This window comes from Neptunicoccus cionae, assembly GCF_002860325.1.
Lineage (GTDB): Bacteria > Pseudomonadota > Alphaproteobacteria > Rhodobacterales > Rhodobacteraceae > Amylibacter > Amylibacter lutimaris.
Genome location: NZ_PKOJ01000005.1, coordinates 174,686 through 191,166, shown reverse-complemented (window position 1 = coordinate 191,166; position 16,481 = coordinate 174,686). Strand labels below are relative to the sequence as shown.

Sequence of the window (16,481 nt, the reverse complement as noted above, 5' to 3'; positions counted from 1 at the left end):
CAAAATGCGCAGATGCAAGGTGCGAATTATCGTTGCGGACTTGAATAGAACGGGCCTACCCGATCGAGGTCGCAACGACCCGAGTAAAGAGTGGCTGTATATCCCGGTGTTTGGGGATAATGCGGAGGAAGACAGTTTATGTCGTTAGAAAAAAAGAATCCCGATTACAACGTGGATGACGCGTCTCCGACCGCTGCGGCCGCTAACCGCCTGCGCTTTGATGTGGAAGAAATCACACCGGATATTGCCGCCCGTATATTGGAGCAGGGTGTCAGCCGGACGCCCGACAGCAAAGCTGTCGCCACTTATGCGCAAGCAATGGAAAACGGTGCGTGGATATTAAACGGCCAGCCCGTCATTTTTGACGAAGAAGACCGTGTTATTGACGGCATCCAACGCCTGAACGCCTGTATCAAGGCGAAAACCCCGTTCAAGACCATCGTCGCACGGGGGGTGCGGGCGGATACCTTGCATACGATCGACCAACATCGCCGCAGGTCGTACCCCGGCATTCTTGAAAGCCGGGGTATCCGCGAAGCTGGTAAGGTCCAGCGTACAATGTCCAAGTTGATCCGCATAGAAAACGGAAGTTTGGGACGTGAAAATCCGCCGATCAGCTACTCCCGATATGATCGTGTTCTGGACGCAAATCCCGAAATTCTGGAAGCGCGGGACATTTCCGAAAAAGTGCGCGGCACACGTTTGCACTCTACGGCGCGCCCCGTCCTGATCTACATGGCGCTGCGCGCCGGTCATAAGGCGGAATTAATGAGCTTCCTGCGTGAGCTTGGCCCGAATGCGACCTCCGGTCTGGATTCACCGCCCGGAATGTTCAGCATGCAGACCAGCATTCTGGAACAGAACGGCATGGGCCTGAATGTTGATGAAATCCTTGCTTTGGCCATACTGGCCTTTAACGACCACATCGAAGGCAAGAAGGTATCCAAAAACTATATCTGGAAAAAAGATTTTGGCGACACGCCTTTGGATGAAAACGGACAACCGCTGAGCAAGGCTGCGCTGATTGCGCAGGCTCCGCCCAATCTCGGGTTGCCGACCATGACAGGCTATCCCGGTTTGCGGGAAGGGCGGTATGACACTTTTTCCGAAACCGACGAATTTGGCGGGCGCACGGACGAACAGGTCAAACGGGGCGCGGAAACAGACAACGGCGTCGAGCAAGTCAAAATGATGACCGTGACACCTGACATGGCGCGGGACTGGTTGCGATTTAATACTGGGAACCGCGAAATTCAGAAAAACCATATCGCAATGATCAAGCGCGATATTCTGAGTTCCAACTGGATGATGAACGCGCAACCCATCTGCTTCACCGAAAATCCCTTGCTGCAGGACAACAGCAAAGCACCGCGTCTGCTGAACGGGCAACACAGGTTGCATGCGATAATCGAGGCCGATACCGCTATTGATGTCCCGATTGCGACCGGAATTCCCGAACAGGCTTTTGCGACTTTTGACACTCATGCCAAACGGACGGTCCGGCGTGCAGGTAATCGGGTGGACGACCGTGTTCTTGCGGCTGCGGCCAAACTTCAGTGGAAACAAGACAACGCTCTGCCGTTAACTGGATCGGGCAACAGTCCGTCAGCGACTGAAATCCTCAACACTTTGAAAGAACACCCCGATCTTGCGGCCGGTTTCTCTCGATCGCGCCGCAGCGGTATGAAGGAACTGGGGTCTGCGGGGGTGATGACTTATTTCATTTATCGCGTGCAACGGGATCACAATGAATGGGGCGCCGAGTTTCTTGACGGGATTGAATACGGCACGAACCTTGAACGCGGCAATCCGGTTTTGAACCTGCGCAATCTGGTGCGGGGGCGCCGAAAATCCTTAAGCCGGCGGGAAACGCTGACCCTTCTGATCGAGCATTGGGAGGCGTATAAGGACTGGAAAGCAAAGCAGACAAACAAGAAAGAGCATCTGAAGATTGTCTGACGCAAGAAGGCAACTCGCAGCCGGATGACCCTGTGTTTGCTTTGTTAGGGTTCCGTTATCCGGTCAAACACCCCGTGCCTAAACCTGAATGACCACACAGTCATGGCGGGCGCAGTTTTGTAAAACCGGTTCGGGTAAAACTGCGCCAGTCACCACAATATCGTAATCCCAGACGTGTCCGGTCTGACAGGCCAGTTCCAGTCCGCTTTTGGTGCTGTCTAAAACCAGTATGCTTTTTCGCGCAGATTTCGCGATGGCCTTGCGGGCCGTAACTTCGTCAGAGTTGTAGTCCATCACCCTGCCGGATTTTGACAGGCCACCGCAGCTGAAGACCGCATAATCCACGCAGTATTTGTCAAAGAATTCAAGCGCGGATGCGCCGATCATGTCCAGATCCCGCATTCGCACGGCACCGCCGGCCAGTTCAACCACAACGCCGGGCGCATGTTGCAGAGCGCAGACAGCATGGATGCTGTTGGATGCCACGAACAGGTCTTTATGAGAGGCCAGAAACCGCGCGCATGTTTCCACCGTTGTACCGGTGCCAAGCGCCATACGCGCGCGATCGGGAATCAGGGTTTTGACAGCCAGAGCGATGCGCTGTTTTTCCTGCCGTGAAATGCCTTCGCGGGGCAGGTATCCGATGTTTTCACCCTGCTGGCGCAGTTGCACCCTGCCGTTGCGGCGCTGCACAAATCCGGCCTCGTCCAGATTGCGCAAATCCGTGCGTATTGTCTGCACCGACACAGAAAGTTGCGCCGAAAGATCGGCGGCTGAAAGAGACCCGTTTTCGGACAATAACGCGATGATTTCATCCCGTCTTTGGGTAACGTCCCGTCGCACAATAGTTTTCCTTCGAAAAATATCAAATTTTGCGGGAGGTTAGGAAAAACTCTAAACCCCTGCAATATAATTAAAACTTTTAACTTTTTGTAGCAAAACTGTTAGATTCCTCATGGATAAGGCCACCTGTGAAAACCTTTCGTTCGAAAGAAAAAATTCCAGGAGAGCCCTATGAAGTCCTTCATCACCACCGCCGCTTTCGCGCTCTTGGCCAGTACTGCCATGGCCGATACCATTACCCTTTACACCTCGCAGCCGAATGCTGATGCGCAGCGGACTGTCGACGCCTTTATGGCCGCAAATCCGGGCACCGAAGTTGAATGGGTCCGCGATGGCACCACCAAACTGATGGCCCGCCTGCGCGCCGAAATCGAAGCAGGCAACCCCCAGCCGGATGTCCTTTTGATCGCTGATACCGTAACGCTGGAAGGTATGGCGCAGGAAGATCTGCTGACCGCCTATCAATCCCCTGAAGCCGCTGAATATGATGCCACTCTCTATTCCGGTGAAGGTTACTACCACTCCACCAAACTGATCACTACGGGTATCGTTTACAACACAGGTATCGAAACCGCTCCGACATCGTGGAAAGACCTTTCGGATGATGCGATCAAAGGGCAAATTGCAATGCCTTCGCCGCTCTATTCCGGCGCGGCCCTGATCCACCTCGCAACCCTGACCGGCGATGAAACGCTGGGTTGGAGCTATTACGAAAATCTGGCCGCAAATGAGGCCCGTGCGCAGGGTGGAAACGGTGGCACATTCAAAGCCGTTGCCTCCGGTGAAAAACCTTATGGCATGGTCGTGGACTTCCTTGCCATCCGGAACAAAGCCGACGGATCCCCTGTGGATTTTGTGTTCCCTGAAGAGGGCGTGTCTTATGTAACAGAGCCTGTGGCGATCATGTCCTCCGCCAAGAACGTGGAAGGTGCACAGAAATTTGTCGACTTCCTGCTGAGCGACGCTGGCCAGAACCTTGTGCTCGACATGGGCTATATTCCTGCCCGTAACGGCATGGGTGTGCCAGAAGGTTTCCCGTCCCGCGAAGAAATCAAGCTGATGGCCTTCGACCCGGCCGAGGCTCTTGCAAATGCAGAGGCTAACAAAGCCAAGTTCGCAGAGCTTTTCGGCGCACAATGATGAGCGCCACGCAAAATCATGGAGGCAGCCGGTCCGAGGCCCGGCTGCTCTCTGCTATTCTGGTCCTTGCGATCTGCCTGACGCTTGCCCCGGTACTGCGCCTTTTTGTGGAAGGCGTCACGGATCAGGGCAGCCCCAGTCTTGGCTTGATGCGTGATGTGCTGGCACAGCCGTCAACGCTCAGCGCACTGAAGCATTCTCTGGTTACAGCCGGTTTTGGCACTCTGGTCTCTCTGGTGTTGGGTTCTGCCTTCGCCTTTCTGGTCGCGCTGACGGATTTGCGCGCCAAGGCGGCTCTGGTTTTCTGCCTGATGATTCCGATGATGATCCCCCCGCAGATTACGGCCCTGTCGTGGACCCAGATCATGGGACCGTCGTCGGTTCTTTTGAAAACGCTAGGAATTGCGCCACCACTTGGTGCGAAGCAGCCCCTGTATTCGCCTGAAGGGATCATCTTTCTTCTGGGCATCCAGCATATGTCGATCATTTTTCTGACTCTTCGTGCCGGTTTGCGCGCGATCCCACAGGACGTGGTCGAGGCCGCCCGCATCAGTGGCGCGCGGGGTTTGCGGACATGGTGGCAGGTGGTGATGCCTCTGACGCTGCCGAGTCTGGCTGCTGGCACGGCAATAACCTTTGTAACCGCGCTTGGGAATTTCGGCATACCTGCCATGCTCGGCATACCTGCCGGTTATGCGACTTTGCCCACCCTCGTCTATCAAAAGCTTGCCGGCATGGGGACGACAGTGCTCGCTGAAGTGTCGGTTCTTGCCATGCTGATCGGGGCGGTGGCCGTGGCGGGCATTCTTGTGCAACGGCTCTTTCAAAGCCGTCAGAAACTGCACCTTGTGGGCAGTACCTCCAGACCGCTGGCCCTGCCACTTGGCGCCGCGCGCCTGCCAGTTGAAATCTGTCTCTGGGCGGTGGTCTTTGCAATTCTCGTCCTGCCGATGTTCGGACTTCTGGCCACGTCGCTGGTGCCAGCCTATGGCGTGTCGCTGCGCCTTGATACGGTGACCCTTGCGTCCTGGTACGAGGTTATGTTCCGCCAGCCGGTCACATCGCGGGCCTTTACCAATTCTTTCGGTCTGGCGGCAGGTGCCTCTGTTGCGTTGATGGCAATATGCCTGCCTCTGGCGTGGCTGATGGAGCGGCGCCAGACCCGTCTGGCACGTCTGTTCGACAGCCTGCTTGATCTGCCTTACGCGCTGCCGGGGGTGGTGCTGTCCATCGCGATGATCCTTCTGTTGATCAAGCTTCCTTTCACCGAAGCCACGCTTTACGGCACGATCTGGATCATCTTTCTGGCCTATATCGCCCGTTTCTTCGCGGTTATGTTCCGTCCGGTTCAGGCCAGCCTGAAGCAGTTTGATCCGGCTATGGACGAAGCCGCCCAATCGGTCGGGGCGTCACTTTACCGGCGCTTGCGTGATGTGATCTTTCCGCTTTCGGCCCCGGCGGCAGCGGCGGGGGCGATCCTCGTCTTCCTTACGGCGTTTAACGAACTTACAGTTTCCGCGCTTTTGTGGTCCTCGGGCACCGAGACGCTTGGCGTGGTGATATTCAATCTTGATGACAGCGGCGAGACCGGCATGGCCAGCGCCCTGGCTATGACCATCGTTCTGGTGGTCGTGGTCCTGATGGCCCTGATCCAGCTTTTCTCCCGCCGTTTCCCCAAAGGAGTTGTCCCATGGCAGACATAGACCTGTCTTCGGTTGGTAAGACATTTGCAGGCACGCCTGCGTTGCAAGACATCACAACGCGGTTTGACGATGGCGAGTTTATCGCACTGTTGGGACCGTCGGGCTGCGGGAAAACCACGCTCCTGCGTATACTTGCAGGCTTTGAAGAACCAACTGAGGGGCGCATCCGTATCGGCAGCCGCGAAATGGCCAACGCGGACAGCGGCGCGAACCTTCCGCCCGAACAGCGGAACATCGGATTTGTGTTCCAGTCCTATGCGCTGTGGCCCCATATGTCGGTGCGCCGCAACGTGTCCTATCCGCTGGAAATCCGCGGTCTGTCACGGGCTGAAATCCGCAGGCACACGGACGCGGCGCTCGCCTCGACCGGGCTTGAAGATTATGCAGACCGTATGCCGTCCGATCTGTCAGGCGGGCAGCGCCAGAGGGTAGCATTGGCCCGCTGCCTTGTGTCGGATCCCTGTGCCGTCCTGCTGGACGAACCGCTTGCCAATCTGGATGTGGCGCTACGCGCGACGATGCAGGGGGTCTTTACCGATTTTCACAAACGCACCGGCGCGACGATGGTTTATGTTACCCATGATCAGGCCGAGGCAATGGCAATGGCCGACAGGATTGCCGTGATGGACCAAGGGCGTATCCAACAGTTTGACACCCCCCAGAACCTCTATGAACGTCCCAAAAACCGCTTTGTGGCAGAGTTCGTCGGACGCGGCACGGTGGTGCCGGTGCAGCAGTTCAGAACCGACGGTACAGCACAACAGGCACGGATTCTGGGGGCAGAGGTTGCCGTGCAGTCGGCACAACAGGAGTCGCGGGTCAGCCACGTCTGCCTGCGCCCTGAAAACCTGACAATCACCGAAACCGGTGATCTGCGCAGCAAGGTTGCGCGTGTTACCTATATGGGCGGGAAATACCTGCTGGAAACCGTGACCGACTGCGGCGCCCGCCTGTTTGCAGAAACGCGCGCCCGCTTTGATGTCGGGGCACAACTGGGCCTGACCATCACAACACCTTGGGCTTTTTCAGAGGACTAAATGCAGACAATACAACTTCTCTCGGGCATCGGGGACAAGGGCCCTGCATGCGTGCAACTGACTGTGAACGATCGGATCTGGCTGCTTGATTGCGGTTTCGGGCCCGAAGCCAACGCGCATTTTGATCCCGACTGGCTGGACGGGGCAGAAGCCGTTTTCATTACCCATGACCACATCGATCACATCGGCGGTGCGTCCCATGCGGTTGAAGCCGGTTTGCCGATCTATGCCACGGCCCAAACCGCCAAGGCGCTGCCACCGGCGGCCAATGTGCACTTGCTGCCCGAACAGGGGCAGAGCGTGATTGACGGGGTCAAAATAACCACGGGGCGCAACGGTCACGCGATGGGCGGGGTCTGGCTGCACTTTGATCTGGGGGACGGGTTGTTCTATTCCGGCGACTGGTCGGAAGAGTCGGACTGGTTTTCTTTTGATACACCACCTGCTGCTGCAACGGCTGTGCTGGACTGCTCCTATCACCTTGATGATGTGCCCCAGTCCGAACGCCTCAAGGCGCTGAATGCGTTGCTGGACGGGGTGGAAGGTCAAGTTCTTTTGCCTGTACCGCCATCAGGGCGGGCAGGCGAGATGGCCCTGCATCTGATCCGGCATTTTGGTTGTGACAGCGTGATGCTGGACCCTGAATGTCAGGAGACGCTGCGGGCTGCTCTGGCCAGTGGCACGGTGAGCGAAGACGCCCACAAGATCGCCCCGCTGCTGGATCGTGGTCCAATGGAACAGGCGCGGTTTCTGATTTGTGACACACCGAACGCGGATGGTGGCGCGGCTTGGGGCTATGTACGGGCGTGGCACGAAAGCGGGCGTTTGGGCCGGGATGCCCATGTGATCTTTACCGGCCATATGACAGCCCATGCACGGGGCATTTGCAGCGTGCCGGGAGGGTACTTCCAACGCTGGAACGTCCACCCTCCGCTGCGCGACCAGATCAGGATGCTGGAACGTCTTGGGGCAAAGCGTTTCGCCCCTGCCTTTTGCACACAACCCGAAAGCTACCTTGTTGAAGGGCTGGATGCGGAAGTGTTCTTTCATGATCGGGTGCGGCTGTGAACTGCGCCCCCTTGCCACCCCGAAGCTTCTGTCTGATCCGCCACGGCGAAACGACGGCAAATGCCAACGACATCATCGCGGGGGTGACGGATGTACCCCTGACGCAAAAGGGCCGCGATCAGGCGCAGGCACTCTCGGGACGGAACTGGCCGGAGCCGATCGCGCTTTACGCCAGCCCGATGGCACGGGCGTGCCATACTGCACAGCTTGCTTTTCCGGACAGCAGCTTCACGCAGCACGCCGGATTATGCGAACGCAACTGGGGCGTGTTCGAGGGCCAGCCCCTTTGCAGACAGCCCGAGAGAGAGACCACACCGGACCAGGGCGAAAGCTGGCCGGATATGCTGGCGCGGGTGCAGGAAACGATCACTGAAATCTGCGCTGCCTCTGACGGGGTGCTGCCTGTTCTGGTGTGTCACTCGGGCATAATCCGCGCGGCCCGTGTGCTCTGGACGACAGGCGATGTCGGCCAGCGCCCCCCCAATGCAACACCGCTCCTGTTTCACAGGGCAGACAATAGAATGATGGAAAAGACCTTATGACCCAAGCAACAGCAACCCCCTGTGTCGTGTTTGATGTAGATGGCACATTGGCCGAATTTGATGCGGACCGGCTTGGCCATCTTGTACATGGCGTTGAAAAACACTGGGATGATTTTCATTGCGCGATGGCGGATGCGGCTTTGATCGATCCGATTGCAAAACTGATGCGCCGGCTGAAGGAAAGCGGTGAGACCATTGTCATCTGTTCGGGGCGGCCAAAGGGCTGGGCCGAACACACAATCGCATGGCTTCGCAAACACGACCTGCCGTTTGACGGGATCTATCTGCGGGCAGAAGATCAGGACGAAGCCTCTGATCCGGAAGTGAAACGCCGTGCGCTCAGCGAAATGAAAGCGGACGGCTTCAAGCCGTGGCTGGTGGTTGATGACCGCTCTTCGGTCGTTGAAGCATGGCGCGGCGAAGGGCTCGTTTGCCTTCAATGTGCACCCGGAGATTTCTAGAACAGGGTCCGGAGGATGCGATACCTGCCGGACCCGTTCAATCTGCACCTTGCCGCTTTGGTATTAGACGGCCGTTTGTGCCGGTTCGGGTGCCGAGGTCCTGTGTGCAGAGCCGAAGAACAAAAGGGTTGCAAGACCGGCGGGCACGAACAGGCCAAGCGTCATCGGCAGGGCCGTCGCTGTCCCGCCGATCGCAACACAGGATGATATTGTGAATGCGATGGCAAACTGACAGGCCCCCAGCAATGCAGACCCCATGCCCGCCCCCGCATCTGCAAGCTCCATCGTGATCGACATGGCATTGGCAGACAGCAAACCCACCATGCCAATCGAGATCCAGAGCGGTACAATAAAGGTCCACAAAGACGTGGTTCCAGAGACAAAAACCAGTGTCAGGGCCGCAGCAACAAACAACGGAAGTCCTGCGCGTAAAATCTGCGCGGGGCTATAACGACGGAGGAGAAAACCGTTGACCTGCCCGAAGACAATCAAAGCCGCCGCGACCCCGGCAAAGGTTGCGCCAAAGGCAATGGCACTTAACCCGAAAACCCCCTGCAACACACCGGAAGACCCTGTGATGAAGGCAAACATACCCCCTTGGACCAACCCCGCCACCAAGGCCATGGTCACGAAACGCCCGTTTGACAGTAACACCCTTGCGGTGTGAAACCCCTGAACAAAAGGACGTGACTTTCGGTTCGCAACAGGCAGAGTTTCGGGCAATACAACCACAGACAGCACAAAAGCTGCACCGCTGATAAGCGCCATGGTAACAAAGATTGCACGCCATCCGAAGCTGCCGAGCAGCAGGCTGCCCAAGGTCGGCGATACGATCGGCCCAAGCGTTAGCAACATGACCAGAACTGTCATCACCTGTGCCGCCCGTTGGCCTTCGTACAAGTCTTTCACCACGGCGCGCCCGACAACCATACCCGCACTTGCACCGATTGCCTGCACAAAGCGAAGCGTATTAAACCAGCCAATATCGTTCATCAGGGGAAGGGCGACGGAGGTTGCGGTAAACAAGGCAGTTCCCGCCAAAAGCGGCCCCTTGCGGCCGTAGGCATCCGTAAGCGGGCCAATCAAAAGCTGGCCAACGCATAGTCCAAGAAAGAACACAGAAAGCGAAAACCCGGCCGCGGTGTGGCTGGCCCGCATGGACTCAGCCAGATCACCGAGGGCAGCAAGGTACATGTCAGTCGCCAGCGGCGGGAAAAGTGAAAGTAAGCCCAAGACCGCTGTGATCGCAGCAGCGCGTCGGGGGAACAGGGAAATTCGGGTCATTGGTGAACCTGCGTAAGTTAATAGACTTGAGTCTATTTTTAATTACTTGACCGCAGTCTATTAATCAATTCAAAGTCTCGTGACCAGTTGACATAAGGTGTGGGAAAATGGGTGAAGGTGCCAGCGGAAGGCCGGTGAATGCAGAAGCAGGCAAAGCTTTGAAGGCGGCTGCGTTACAGCTCGTCCGTGCGAACGGGTATGACAATGTTTCCATTGCAGCCATCGCGAAGGCCGCTGGCGTGGCACGTCAGACCCTTTACAATCGTTGGGCGACCAAAGCCGATCTGATCCTTGAAGCGGTGTTCGAAGAGACCCACAACTATGCGGCCGAACCGGATTTCGACACCGATAAAGACTGCCGCACATTGCTTGAAACCTTTCTTGTCAATGTCTTCAACCATCTTGAAATTGACGGCGATACATTGCGCGCCCTGATTGCTGCAGCCCAGCATGACAGCGGGTTTCAGGCGTCGTTCCATGCCGGTTTCGTGAAGCCGCGGGAAAGGATGATCACCGCTCTTCTGGTGCGGGCGCAAGACACCGGAGAGCTGCCAAGCTCGCGCAATCCCGAAACGATCTCAACCCTGATTCACGGCGCCTTCTGGTACCGGCTTCTAAATAGGGGAGCGTTAAACCCCGCCTTTGCCAGAGAGATTGTGTCGAACATTTTCGACTAACTTGCAGCGGCAGTCAGCCAAAGTAGATTTGCGCCCAAGTTTCATCCGGCCATTACGCTTATGTCATCGCCCTGTCACGAAGCGCGCCAATTACTGCGCGCAAAACGACAGACATCGGGAAACCAGAATGGCACTTAAACTGTCCGGCTTGGCCTCAATCCTTGCGATTGCAGCCACAGGCGCCGCCGCCGAAATGAACTTCAACCGCATCAGCAGCTTTGCGACTTTCAAAAACAACGCCGAGGCAGCCGCCGAATCCTCCGCAGAAATCATTAGTGTTTCGGGTGACGGACTGACACTGGTCTACTCCGACAGCCCGCTTGGCGTACTTGGCCTGATCGACATTACAGACCCGCACAATCCAAAGCCCAAAGGCAACATCACTCTCGGGGGTGAACCGACTGCTGTGTCAGTGCTGGGCAATGTGGCCATGGCCGGAGTTAACACATCCCAAAGCTACACCGCCCCTTCCGGTGTGTTGAAAGCCTATGACATCACCACCAAAGCCGAGCTTGTACAATGCGATCTTGGCGGTCAGCCCGACAGCACCGCAATTGCTCCGGACGGCAGCTTTATCGCCATCGCCATTGAAAACGAGCGTGACGAGGATTTGGGCGACGGTGGTCTTGGCCAGATGCCCGGCGGTTTTGTGGTGACCTTTGACATCGAAAACGGCATTCCGGCTTGTGACAGCATGGTTAAGGTCAATGTGGACAATCTGGCCGGGATCGGGCCAAACGATCCCGAACCGGAGTTTGTCGATGTGAACGCCAAGGGTGAAATCGTCGTCACCCTTCAGGAAAACAACCATATCGTTGTGATCGACAAGGCCGGTGCGGTCCTCAGCCATTTCTCCGCTGGTTCTGTAGACCTGAAGGACATTGACGCCACGGACGAACGCGGCGCATTGCGCTTTAGCGAAAGCCAGACAGGCCGCTTGCGCGAACCGGACGGGGTTCAGTGGATTGATGATGATCACTTTGCCATCGCCAATGAAGGCGACATGAACGGCGGCGCCCGTGGCTGGACCATTTTCAACAAGAACGGAACGGAAGTGTATGAAGCGGGCAACAGCTTTGAACATGCGATTGTTCAGCTTGGCCATTACCCCGACAAACGCTCGGATGCGAAAGGGGCCGAGCCTGAAGGGATGGAATTTGCCACGTTTGAAGGTACTCCATATGTCTTCATTCTGGCGGAACGGGCCTCTGTTGTGGGCGTTTATGACGTCTCGAATCCTGCCGTACCTACCCTGAAACAGATGTTGCCTTCGGGCATCGCGCCAGAAGGTGCAATTGCGATCCCTGCGCGCGGTCTATTCGTCACCGCCAATGAAGCGGACCTGATCGAAGACGGTGGCATCCGCAGCCACGTAATGATCTACGAATACCAGAACGCACCCGCCGCCTATCCCCAAATCACTTCCGAAGGTGCGGAAACACTGATCGGCTGGGGTGCCCTGTCCGGCATGGTCGCAGGCGACGAAGCCATGATTTATGCGGTGAATGATAGTTTCTACGGCTATCAGCCAACGATCTTTACGATTGATACCACAACCTTTCCCGCACGCATTACCCGTGCACTGCCAATTACACGGGGTGGCTTCCCAGCACAAAAACTGGACCTTGAGGGTATAACAAGGGATGGCGAGGGCGGTTTCTGGCTCGCCAGTGAGGGCCGTACCGACCGTATGATCCCCCACGGCATTTACAACGTGAACGCCAAAGGAGAGATCAAGCAGGAAATCAGCCTGCCGGCCGAACTCCTTGCGGTTGAAAAGCGGTTCGGGTTTGAAGGTATCACCCTGATTGACGACACGCTGTGGATGGCCGTGCAGCGGGAATGGAAAGACGATCCTGCAAACCACGTCAAACTTGTCTCTTACAACACCAAGACCAAAGAGTGGGGCGCAGTGCTCTATCCCAAAGCCTCTGTCGGCACAGGCTGGGTCGGTCTTTCCGAGATCGTCGCACATGAGGGTAACGTCTATGTCGTCGAGCGGGACAACCAGATCGGAGACAATGCCGTGATCAAAAAGGTCTACCGGATCGCTGGTGATCAGATGGTGCCAGCCGCACTTGGTGGAACGCTGCCGGTTGTTGTCAAAGAAGAGGTGAAGGATCTCATTCCGGACCTGAAAGCAAATAATGGCTATGTCGTTGACAAGGTTGAAGGACTCGCGATCTTTGCGGATGGTACTGCTTGGGTCAGCACCGACAATGACGGCGTCGATGACAGTTCTGGCGAAACCTTCTTCTGGTCGCTGGGACAGCTTTAATCTGAAGTAAAAATCGGCACGGCGCGGGCCATCGGCTCTTGCGCTGTGCCAGTCGCAAACCGCGAAATGGACGGGTCGATTTCAGGATATCACTGAAAGCCTCAGGATGACGATCCCGCTTTGTCCTCTGCCCCCCTGTCATCCTCCAAAGCGCGGCGCGCTTTTTGCCAGCCTGCTATGTGGTGGGCGCGCAGTAATTCGCGCAATAACGGGCCTTCCCGTCGCGCGAAGGCTTCGGCGATCTGTTCGTGTTCGCGCACCGCGCGTTCCCAGCGGGACCGGTCCCTGTTTCCCGCAAACCGGAAGCGGCGGATGCGGGCGCATTCTGCTGCATAGACACGGGACAGCGCCGGATTGTGAGCAGCATCAATAATGTTTTGATGGATCTCCTGATTCAGATGGAAGTAGCTCATCAGGTCGGAGTCTTCAAAGGCTGCGACCATACGGGCGTGCAATTCTGCAACCTTGTCTATTTCGTCCTGCGTGGCCCGTTCGGCCGCCCGTTCTGCACCAATGGTTTCCAGCCCGATCAGCACTTCTATAGAGGCTTCCACATCGTCCATTGTAAAGGCGACGACCGTAGCACCGACATTGGGCTGGATTGAAATCAGCCCTTCGCGTTCAAGTATCTTGAAGGCCTCGCGCAGGGGCGTGCGGGAAATGTTCAACTGTTCCACCAACACCCGTTCGTTCACACGGCTGCCGGATTCGAGATCTCCGCGGGTAATCATATCGCGCAAAAGCTCGGTCACATAGGCAGAGCGGGTGCCACGGGGCGGTTCGGTCGGGCTTGTCTGTTTTGTCATGCTCTTGGATTGCATGCAAAAACTGCAAACGGCAACAATTTTAACAAACTTTGTTTGACATTCGGCAATGTTGCATGCAATTTACGTGAAATTCGGGTCATATTCGACCCACAAGGGAATACTGCCCCGTTATTGCATGCAAGTCGGGGCATGGGAGGACATCATGAATTACCACGGTTATTTTGACCGGGGCACGCGCAAGGTAGAGTGCTGCATCATCGGGACTGGCGGATTCGGCCGCAGTTTTCTGGCGCAGGGGCTTGTAGTCCCCGGGCTGTCTGTCCGTGTTGCCGTTGACCGTGATGTTCGTATTGCTGCCGATAGTCTGCGTTCCGTCGGCGTTGAAGAAACAGAAATCCGCCAGTGTCAGGACGCCGAAGCAGCGCGTCAGGCGTGGCGCGACGGGGCCTTTATTGCTACGGACAGTTTTACTGCCGTGGCAGAGTTGCCCGTTGATGTGGTTGTCGAGGCCACGGGCGATCCCGAAGTTGGCGCCCGCCATGTGCGTCTGGCCATCGAGAATGGCAAGCACGTTGCTCTCGTCTCCAAAGAGGTCGACAGCGTCATTGGTCCGGGCCTTGCGGCAATGGCCCAAGAGGCAGGCGTAATTGTCTCGCCCGTTGACGGGGACCAGCCGAGCCTGCTGATCGGGTTGATCACATGGGCCGAAGTGCTCGGGCTTGAGATCATCTGCGCAGGTAAATCCAGCGAATACGATTTTGTCTATGACGCGGCGCGCGGAACACTGGATTGTAATGGTGAAACCTACGCCGTCCCCGAATTTGCCGGACTGGAGCGTTTGGGCGATACAGCGGCTGCGGACATGGTTGCCCGCCGTGCAGAAGCAACCCGCGCCCTGCCACAACGGGCAGTGCCGGACCTGTGCGAAATGACCATTGTTGCAAATTCCTGCGAAATGCACCCTGACCGCCCCGACCTGCATTGCCCGATTGCACGCATTGACGAAGTGCCTTCGATCCTGTGTGCCAAAGCCGACGGTGGCATTCTTACGCAGGAAAACGTGCTGGATGTTTTCCACTGCCTGCGCACGCCGGATGAAGTCAGTTTTGCCGGCGGTGTCTTTGTCGTTGTGCGCTGCCGCCACGACGAAACATGGGACATGCTGCGCGGCAAGGGCCATGTGCTGAGCCGCAACGGACGCACCGCGATGGTCTATATCCCGCGCCATCTGCTCGGGATGGAGGCTGCGACAACAATCTTTGAAATTGCTTTGCGGGGTGTGTCTTCGGGTGCTGCGCAACCGCGCCATTGTGTTGATCTGACTGCCTTTGCAGACCGGGATTTCAAGGCCGGCAACCGGCTTGATATGGGCGGGCATCACCATTCCATCGAAGGGGTTTCTGCCCGCATGGTCGCGGCTGCGCCGTTAACCGCGCAAAGCGCTGCCCCGTTCTACATCGCCTCGAACCGGACCCTGCTGCGCGACGTCCGCGCGGGGGAGCCGATCCGAATGGCCGATTTGGATCTTTCCGGTGAAAGCGATCTTCTGCGTTTGCGCGAAGAACAGGACCGCCGTGCCGCAACTTTGAAAGAGGCCATTTGACGACCCCTATGAAACTGCCCCTGCGCTGGGAGGCGCTTGGGACTTGAAGAACCACATGCATACAAACTATGGGAGGACCATCATGCATTTTACCCGTCGCACATTCACCCTTACCTCTGCGGCTTTCGCGCTGACGCTTGCAGCACCGGCGCTGGCTGAGGAAACGGCTTTCAAACCTGCGAAAATGACGGCTTTCGTAGCCGCTGGCGCAGGTGGGGGCACAGACAACTTCGCCCGTACCGTTCAGCCCATGCTGGAAAAACGGCTCGACACGAATATCACCATCATCAACCTGCCGTCCGCCTCCGGTGCGATGGCCCACCAGCGCACGGCGCAAAGCGAGCCGAACGGCGAGTCCATCGAATTTGCTTCCTCAACATTCATCACCAGCCGCGCGGCCGGTCAGAACCCTATCGGTCTGGACCAACTGACACCGGTTGCGCGAATGCAGTCGGATGTTCTGACCCTTGTGGTCAACACCGAGAAATACGACACGCTGGAAGAATTCCTCACCTATGCCAAAGAAAACCCCGGTGAAGTGATCATCGGTGGCACCCATGCGGCCAGCGTGGACCGGATGGCGTTTCTGGGCCTGAACGATGCAGCGGGGCTTGATCTGGCCTACATCCCTTATGACAACGAAGGCAGCGCCTCTGCCAACCTTCTGAGCGGCAACATCGACGGTATGTTCAACGAAATCAGCGCCATTCAGGGGTATATCGAATCCGGCGAGATGAAACCGATCCTTGCACTGGCCGATGAGCGGCTGGAGGCCTATCCCGACCTGCCAACTACGGTTGAAAACGGCTGGAACCTGACCTTCGGGAACGAACGGGGCGTCTTTATCAATGCCAAGACCCCGCCTGAAACAATTGCGATCATTGAAGCTGCGTTTCAGGACGTCTTCAATTCCGAGGAATATCAGGCCTACGCCAAAAGCGCGAACCTGCATGTTCGTCCCGGCTTCCTTGGCAGCGAAGACTACCGCGCTGTGCTGGAAGAGAACCTTGCATACTTTGAAAAACTGCTGTCATTGAAGTGACCTAAAACCGGCGCCGTGGCGGCCCGCTTATTGTGGCTGGCCGCGGCGCTATTTGCTTCGTATTTTCAAGGCGATCC

At 56.9% G+C, this 16,481-nt stretch carries 14 protein-coding genes; 11 read left to right on the top strand and 3 right to left on the bottom strand.

The window, feature by feature from the left end; translation table 11 throughout:
• Nucleotides 1–138: 138 nt before the first annotated feature.
• Nucleotides 139–1,959 (top strand): hypothetical protein, encoded by a 1,821-nt coding sequence (locus tag C0U40_RS13355; protein WP_101656292.1) that lies wholly within the window; start codon nucleotides 139–141, stop codon nucleotides 1,957–1,959.
• Between the two features lie 78 nt (nucleotides 1,960–2,037).
• Here the strand turns inward: C0U40_RS13355 and C0U40_RS13350 are convergent, their stop codons facing one another.
• Nucleotides 2,038–2,805, bottom strand: a complete 768-nt coding sequence (locus tag C0U40_RS13350; RefSeq protein ID WP_101656291.1) for a DeoR/GlpR family DNA-binding transcription regulator — start codon at nucleotides 2,803–2,805, stop codon at nucleotides 2,038–2,040.
• A 168-nt stretch (nucleotides 2,806–2,973) separates the two neighbouring features.
• Between C0U40_RS13350 and C0U40_RS13345 the strand changes: the two genes are divergently transcribed.
• Genes C0U40_RS13345 through C0U40_RS13320 form a run of 6 tightly spaced genes read left to right on the top strand, consistent with a single transcriptional unit; the run spans nucleotide 2,974 to nucleotide 8,753 of the window.
• Nucleotides 2,974–3,942 carry an ABC transporter substrate-binding protein gene (locus C0U40_RS13345; protein ID WP_101656290.1) on the top strand — a complete coding sequence of 323 codons (969 nt, stop codon included), beginning with the start codon at nucleotides 2,974–2,976 and terminating at the stop codon, nucleotides 3,940–3,942.
• Nucleotides 3,942–5,645, top strand: a complete 1,704-nt coding sequence (locus tag C0U40_RS13340) for an ABC transporter permease (RefSeq protein ID WP_101656289.1) — start codon at nucleotides 3,942–3,944, stop codon at nucleotides 5,643–5,645. Before C0U40_RS13345 ends, C0U40_RS13340 begins: the two co-directional genes overlap by 1 nt.
• A complete protein-coding gene (locus C0U40_RS13335) occupies nucleotides 5,633–6,682 on the top strand; it encodes an ABC transporter ATP-binding protein (protein WP_101656288.1) in 1,050 nt (349 codons plus the stop codon). The genes C0U40_RS13340 and C0U40_RS13335 overlap by 13 nt, the downstream gene beginning before the upstream one ends.
• A complete protein-coding gene (locus C0U40_RS13330; RefSeq protein WP_180957702.1) occupies nucleotides 6,683–7,750 on the top strand; it encodes an MBL fold metallo-hydrolase in 1,068 nt (355 codons plus the stop codon).
• Nucleotides 7,747–8,292: a histidine phosphatase family protein gene (locus C0U40_RS13325; RefSeq protein ID WP_101656287.1), complete on the top strand. Its 546-nt coding sequence runs from the start codon at nucleotides 7,747–7,749 to the stop codon at nucleotides 8,290–8,292. The genes C0U40_RS13330 and C0U40_RS13325 overlap by 4 nt, the downstream gene beginning before the upstream one ends.
• Nucleotides 8,289–8,753, top strand: coding sequence for an HAD family acid phosphatase (locus C0U40_RS13320; protein WP_101656286.1), 465 nt, complete (start codon nucleotides 8,289–8,291; stop codon nucleotides 8,751–8,753). Before C0U40_RS13325 ends, C0U40_RS13320 begins: the two co-directional genes overlap by 4 nt.
• A 63-nt stretch (nucleotides 8,754–8,816) precedes the next feature.
• Here the strand turns inward: C0U40_RS13320 and C0U40_RS13315 are convergent, their stop codons facing one another.
• Nucleotides 8,817–10,037 carry a multidrug effflux MFS transporter gene (locus C0U40_RS13315; protein ID WP_101656285.1) on the bottom strand — a complete coding sequence of 407 codons (1,221 nt, stop codon included), beginning with the start codon at nucleotides 10,035–10,037 and terminating at the stop codon, nucleotides 8,817–8,819.
• A 107-nt stretch (nucleotides 10,038–10,144) separates the two neighbouring features.
• On the opposite strand from C0U40_RS13315, the gene C0U40_RS13310 reads away from it, so the two are divergent.
• Complete coding sequence (locus tag C0U40_RS13310) at nucleotides 10,145–10,714, top strand: TetR/AcrR family transcriptional regulator (protein ID WP_101656284.1); 570 nt, start codon at nucleotides 10,145–10,147, stop codon at nucleotides 10,712–10,714.
• Nucleotides 10,715–10,841: 127 nt separating this feature from the next.
• A complete protein-coding gene (locus tag C0U40_RS13305; protein ID WP_101656283.1) occupies nucleotides 10,842–12,992 on the top strand; it encodes an esterase-like activity of phytase family protein in 2,151 nt (716 codons plus the stop codon).
• 101 nt (nucleotides 12,993–13,093) lie between these two features.
• Here the strand turns inward: C0U40_RS13305 and C0U40_RS13300 are convergent, their stop codons facing one another.
• The gene (locus C0U40_RS13300; RefSeq protein ID WP_180957701.1) at nucleotides 13,094–13,798 is read right to left on the bottom strand and encodes a GntR family transcriptional regulator; all 705 of its coding nucleotides are present in this window, start codon (nucleotides 13,796–13,798) and stop codon (nucleotides 13,094–13,096) included.
• A gap of 163 nt (nucleotides 13,799–13,961) precedes the next feature.
• Between C0U40_RS13300 and C0U40_RS13295 the strand changes: the two genes are divergently transcribed.
• Entirely contained in the window at nucleotides 13,962–15,362 is a 1,401-nt protein-coding gene (locus C0U40_RS13295; protein ID WP_101656422.1) for an NAD(P)H-dependent oxidoreductase, read from the top strand.
• Between the two features lie 82 nt (nucleotides 15,363–15,444).
• Nucleotides 15,445–16,404 (top strand): tripartite tricarboxylate transporter substrate binding protein, encoded by a 960-nt coding sequence (locus C0U40_RS13290; protein ID WP_101656281.1) that lies wholly within the window; start codon nucleotides 15,445–15,447, stop codon nucleotides 16,402–16,404.
• Nucleotides 16,405–16,481 lie beyond the last annotated feature (77 nt).